This window comes from Pullulanibacillus camelliae, from assembly GCF_014642655.1.
GTDB classification, from domain to species: Bacteria; Bacillota; Bacilli; order Bacillales; family Sporolactobacillaceae; genus Pullulanibacillus; species Pullulanibacillus camelliae.
In genome coordinates this window covers 1-5,585 of record NZ_BMIR01000043.1, presented here as the reverse complement: position 1 = coordinate 5,585, position 5,585 = coordinate 1, and the positions used below count along the sequence as shown (strand labels likewise).

Sequence of the window (5,585 nt, the reverse complement as noted above, 5' to 3'; positions counted from 1 at the left end):
GAACCAAGCGAAGACATTCGCGCGGTAGCTGGAAAAGCGTACAAATTTAGAGTGCCAGAAATACTGGGATGAATAGGGTACCGAGAAAAGTTTGACACAAACAAATTTAACATCTTTGTTGTGAATGATCTGTATCTATTATAGTATAGTGACAGATGAGTATAAAGGTTGTTCCATTATGAAAAGAAAGAATGATCAGACATCATTTCTCCATTTGAATAGATTTGAAAAAGGCGTCGTCATCGTGGCCTTGATACTCCTTGGCATTCTAGTGATCACTTGGGTTCTAGGGTTGTTTTTCTTCGGCTTTGCGGGCTTTTTTCGTTTAGTTGGAGTGGACTATACGTCTTCTTATGTTCTGATAGGCTTTGTGATTTTTTTCCTTCTTATTGGCTCCCTTTTAGATGTCTGTGCGCTTGCTTTTATTGGATTATTTGCTCATTATGTAAGAGGAAAATATTCTTTATTCATCATAAGAATGGCGATCGATTGCTCTTTTACTTGGTTAGCGCTACATGAAGTCGATGAATGGCTGAATCAAATAACGATTCCTTGGCCAGCGGAGCTTCTTGCGGCTCTGTTCCTCTTCATGGTTGATGTGGCATTGGATGAGAAAAAAGTAAAACCTGGAAGTTGATTGCGTATAAAGGCGAGGGGGGTAAAAATGGTCAAACGGGTTGCTGCGATTTATGACATTCATGGCAATGTCGCTGCGTTAAATGCTGTATTGCAAGACATTCAAAGCTGTGATGTTGATACCATTGTTATCGGCGGTGATTTGGCTTGGGGACCACAGCCTTTACAAGTGATGGAACGGGTGATGGCTCTTAAAGGGAACGTGCATTTTATAAAGGGAAATGCTGATAGAGAGGTCGGAGAGCGCTATGGCGTGGAACAAGGACTGGATGAGTGGGTGGCAACGATTAATCAATGGTGCTCAGATCAATTGACACCGTCGCAAATTGCCTTTTTAAATCATTTAGAAAAGCAAGTGAGTCTGACGATAGATGGAATGGGGGAGGTTTTATTTGTCCATGGCTCACCGCGAAGTGATGAAGAAGCGATTCGCAAAGCTACCTCCGAGCAAGAAATTGAACCAATGATTCAGTCTGTCAAACAAGCGATACTTGTTTGCGGGCATACACACGTCCAGTTTGATAGAATGGTATGTGATAAGCGTATTATTAATGCTGGTAGTGTCGGACTGCAAAGTGCTGCAAAAGGTGCCTGTTGGGCTTTACTTGGTCCTCATGTTGACTTGCGCCAGACAGACTATGATGTTCATGCTGCAGCTGAACACATCCGCCAATCCGGTGTGCCAATGGCAAGTGAGTTTGCTGACCACATTTTGAATCCGCCGAACGAAGGGCCTTAAAATTCAGTAGTGTAAGACGATCGTATCATATTAAAAGGAGGTAGTTTTAATGGCTTTTAATATGATAGATTTACTGATTCTAATCATTTGTCTTTATTTACTTGTAATTATTTTTAGACTTGAAGGCCGCGTTAAAAGTATGAAGTATACATTGGACCGGATGACACAACAAGATACGATGGCTAACGAAGCGGTAAATATAGTGAATTACGCGGATTACTTAATGAGGGAAAAGAGGTCAAAGCAGTCAAGCGGACTCGTGAGTTACTAGGCTTCTCATTGCTTGAAGCGAAACAATACATCGATAAATTAAAAGCAGAAGAAAAATAAGCCTGTCTAGAGTTTCTCCCAAACAAGATCAGGTCTTTGCACAAAGTGAGTTTGGGGATGGTTCCAACCAAGAACTCAATCAATTTTTGGAACAAGATGTGCTAAAGTATGCGAACTATAAACTAAGCTTATCAATTGAACACATTTTATAAGCGAAAATTGAGAAGAGCTAACTGAGGCATAGCTGTCTGGAAAGTGCTTTGATTTGCTTTTATATGAGAGGTTGCAGTCTGACAGATGAAACACCCCTTGGAAATATCACATAGAATCAAGGTGTGATTACCATTGGTTAATCATCTCAAAAGAGAGGGATCCATATGAGATGTGGTGCAAAATGCTTCGTTGCAGAAATGGAAGTCGACGGACAAAAGCAAGTGCGACCGGTTACTGCAAGAACACCTGCGGACGTTCGCAAAACGATTCGGTTAGAATATGGTACAGGGGTGACCGTCTTATCGGTTAAGGAAAAGAGAAAGTAGTAAAATTGAGGGTATAGCTTGTACAGGATGTAGGAATCAAAATATCATCAAAGACACAAGGCAATCTTCCAGAAGAAGATGGCCTTTTTATATGGGAAAAATTAATAGTGAAATTTTTTAAGGACGGTCTATTTATTCAACAATAAGCAGAAGCATAGTGTTAATATGAGTTAAACGACCGTGGAAGGGGAGACCTGAAATGAAACCGCAATTTAAAGCAGTAAGACGTCTATTGAAAGTTGGATGGGTACTGTGCTTGGGCGACATCATTTTTAATTGTCGCTATAATGGTCTCCCGAAAAATTATCCACTTAAAATTCAATTTCTTGATGTGTTTGGTTAGGAAGGAAACGGGAATTTTACCCTGCCGATCAATAGTGAATCGAATAAAAAAATGAAATGGCAGGGAGAAAGTGGAACATCGGATCAAAATATAAAACATTAAAGTGATTAAAATAGTCTCCCTCAGTAAATAACATTCACAAGTGGAGGTCATTGAATTGGAATACGAAGAATGATTCCCTTAATAGATTAAGCTATAATTTAATTAACTTGTTATGGTGTCGGGATGTGGTCTTTATTTTATATGCGCTGTTCTTGTTTATATTTGCTGGCTTAGCGTGGAGGTTATTTGATTTAGCTATGGCTAAGGGAGGGCTATCCTTTTTATTGGGGAATCTTCGGTGGCCTGGCATTGGCTTTATACGGTGTGATCGCAACCTTTCAAACTTTTCCATCGTTTGGTCGCGTGTATGCGACTTATGGTGGGGTGTTTATTTTACTGTCCGTGTTATGGGGATGGGGGATGAACCCCCGATCTTTATGATTGGCTGGGCGCTCTAATCTGTCTGAGCGGTGTCGCCGTCATCTTATGAGCACCGCGCCATTAGGAAGCTGTTTGTAACAGGGCAGCTGTTATAGCAAAAAGGATAGCTGAATACAGGTGTTTCGTCCCTGTTCAGCTATCCTCTTCTTTTTGTAAAAAATATTTGCCGATCTATTCATTTTGGCGGAGCTTTTTGCTGCTCTGAAATGGTTATGAAATCCCTGTACCATTGGACACGCTTGATTGATGTTTGACAATGCTGCCTAAGCGTATCGAGACACAGATGGAAACAAGCGCTAATATGACAATCATGGCGACGACACCAATCCAGCCGAAATGACTGTAAAATAGGCCGCTTACGGTCCCGCCAATACTGGAGCCGGCATAATATGAAAATAAATATAAGGATGAGGCTTGAGCCTTATCACGACTAGCGGCTTTTCCAACCCAACCACTCGCAATCGAATGACCGGCGAAGAAACCGTAGGTGAAGATGGCTATTCCTAATATTTTAAGCCAAAGATTTGCACCTAAAGTGATGCAAACGCCGATTAATAGGATGAATAATGACAGCTGTAATATTCGTCGTTTCCCGTATTGGTCAGCCAGCATTCCCATCCAGGTTGAACTAAATGTTCCCACGATATAAACGATGAAGATAAAACCGACTAAGGTCTGGCTTAGTGAATAGGGCGGCTTAATCAATTGGAAGCCAATGTAGTTATATAAGGAAACAAAGCTTCCCATTAATAAAAAACCAATGAGAAATAAGTAAATAAGACCAGGCTTCTTAAATTGGCTTAATAAAGAACGACTGAGTTGTTTGACATTAAACCTTTGTGGTCTAAAATGGGTAGATTGAGGTAAAATCAACCAAAAAATAAAACTAGAAAGGAGGCTCAGTACCCCAATGCCTATTAAGGCAATATGCCAATTGAAATAATCAGTTAAAATGCCACTGATGATCCGCCCCGTCATCCCTCCGATGGAATTTCCACTAATGTAAAGGCCCATGGCCATCCCTAAGCTGCGGGAATCTATTTCTTCACCCAAATAAGCCATGGCGACAGCCGGAAGTCCGGCTAAAGAGATGCCTTGAAGAATTCGCCCTAAAATTAGAAGATGATAGCTAGGTGAAAAAGCCGTTAATATTGAAAAAACTGAAGAGAGGATTAAAGACAATGTCATAATCCGTTTGCGGCCAAAGACTTCAGAAAGCGAACCAGCAACTAAAAGACTTATGGATAAGGCAATTGTGGTTGATGATAGACTTAGGCTGGATGCTGCCGGTGAGATATGGTAAGTCTTTGCGATATCAGGAAGTAATGGCTGGGTTGCCCATAGTATAGCAAAGGTACTGAATCCACCTGCGAATAAGGCGAATGAAGCAAGTTTAAAGGCGAGTGTGCCGCGTTGAATATAACTCATTGTTGCTGAATACTCCTTTAATCGGTATGAAATAAATGATGAATGTACGTTATGAATGCCTTCACTACAGGTGACATATAACTCTCTTTTAACCAAGCCATGCCAATGTTTCGTTGACAGACTGGGTGCTTTACACGTATCAGTTTAATTTTACTTTTATCCAGAAAGGGGGTATCAGGGACTAAAGACACACCTAATTTTGCTCCAACTAACCCCGAAACCGTACCAATGTCCTGTCCTTCAAACACAACATGTGGAGAAAACCCAGCCTTTCTACATAAATGATTAATGATGGTTTGCAGCTCATTGACATCTTTAAAAGAAATAAACGGTTCATTTTCAATCAGTTTGAGATCAATTTCCTCATGCGTGGAGAGCCGGTGGTCCTTTGAAACAATTAAAAAGAGTTCCTCGGTTAAGAGGGAGTGCCAATGGATTGCCATGTCCTCCTGAAGCAATGTAATCAGTGCAAGATCAACCTGTCTTGATTTTAATTGATCTACAATTTGCCCGTTTGAGGCTTGATTCAACTGAAACTTAACGTTTGCATGTTGCTTTTGATACGCGCTTAAAATTTCTGGAACAAAACTTATCCCGAGTGAAGGTAAGAAGGATAATGAAATAGTCCCATAATCAGGATGGATGTCATCCCATATTTCTTGTTTCCCTAGTTCAATTTGTTTGATGGACTGATTCACGCGATTTAGAAACATTTTTCCATATCTGTTCAAATACACATTTCTACCTTTGCGATCAAACAGTTGAACACCTAATTCCTCTTCAAGCTTAGCAATGGACCGACTCAGGGCCGGCTGAGAAATAGCCAAACGCTTGGCTGCTTGGGTCATATGCTGACTTTCTGCTACTGCTTTAAAATAATTAATTTGATCCCATTCCATGGCATGACCTCTTTTGTTTTAATCCCATATTTATAATACTCCCCTAATTATATAACTTCTAATTGTTATTTTGCATAACATTAATGCATTATAGTTATTAATGATCAAACCATAAATCAAGAAGCAAATGAGGAGGGGGAATCTGTATGTGTAAAATAGTTCTCGGTGGTATTTCTACAAAATCCTAGCCAAAAAAGAAGAGGCACTCTATCATAAATGTATGCCTACCAGAGCAAATACATCGTAGA

Annotated in this window: 7 protein-coding genes and 1 pseudogene; 6 read left to right on the top strand and 2 right to left on the bottom strand. The window is 40.3% G+C overall.

What is annotated here, in order from left to right:
- Positions 1 to 178 precede the first annotated feature (178 nt).
- The 6 genes and pseudogenes from IEW82_RS19795 to IEW82_RS19770 all read left to right on the top strand — a co-directional run bounded on the left by IEW82_RS19795 (position 179) and on the right by IEW82_RS19770 (position 3,059).
- The gene (locus IEW82_RS19795) at positions 179 to 637 is read left to right on the top strand and encodes a YrvL family regulatory protein (RefSeq protein WP_188699111.1); all 459 of its coding nucleotides are present in this window, start codon (positions 179 to 181) and stop codon (positions 635 to 637) included.
- A gap of 27 nt (positions 638 to 664) precedes the next feature.
- Positions 665 to 1,375, top strand: a complete 711-nt coding sequence (locus IEW82_RS19790) for a metallophosphoesterase family protein (protein ID WP_188699109.1) — start codon at positions 665 to 667, stop codon at positions 1,373 to 1,375.
- 49 nt (positions 1,376 to 1,424) lie between these two features.
- Entirely contained in the window at positions 1,425 to 1,646 is a 222-nt protein-coding gene (locus IEW82_RS19785) for a hypothetical protein (RefSeq protein ID WP_188699108.1), read from the top strand.
- Between the two features lie 376 nt (positions 1,647 to 2,022).
- Positions 2,023 to 2,184 carry a hypothetical protein gene (locus IEW82_RS19780; protein ID WP_188699105.1) on the top strand — a complete coding sequence of 54 codons (162 nt, stop codon included), beginning with the start codon at positions 2,023 to 2,025 and terminating at the stop codon, positions 2,182 to 2,184.
- 199 nt (positions 2,185 to 2,383) lie between these two features.
- Positions 2,384 to 2,527: a hypothetical protein gene (locus tag IEW82_RS19775; protein WP_188699103.1), complete on the top strand. Its 144-nt coding sequence runs from the start codon at positions 2,384 to 2,386 to the stop codon at positions 2,525 to 2,527.
- 236 nt (positions 2,528 to 2,763) lie between these two features.
- A pseudogene (locus tag IEW82_RS19770) lies at positions 2,764 to 3,059 on the top strand (YnfA family protein).
- A gap of 161 nt (positions 3,060 to 3,220) precedes the next feature.
- Here IEW82_RS19770 and IEW82_RS19765 read toward each other — a convergent pair.
- Both IEW82_RS19765 and IEW82_RS19760 read right to left on the bottom strand, forming a co-directional pair.
- Entirely contained in the window at positions 3,221 to 4,438 is a 1,218-nt protein-coding gene (locus IEW82_RS19765) for an MFS transporter (protein WP_188699101.1), read from the bottom strand.
- A 17-nt stretch (positions 4,439 to 4,455) separates the two neighbouring features.
- The gene (locus tag IEW82_RS19760) at positions 4,456 to 5,337 is read right to left on the bottom strand and encodes a LysR family transcriptional regulator (RefSeq protein ID WP_188699099.1); all 882 of its coding nucleotides are present in this window, start codon (positions 5,335 to 5,337) and stop codon (positions 4,456 to 4,458) included.
- Positions 5,338 to 5,585: the final 248 nt, after the last annotated feature.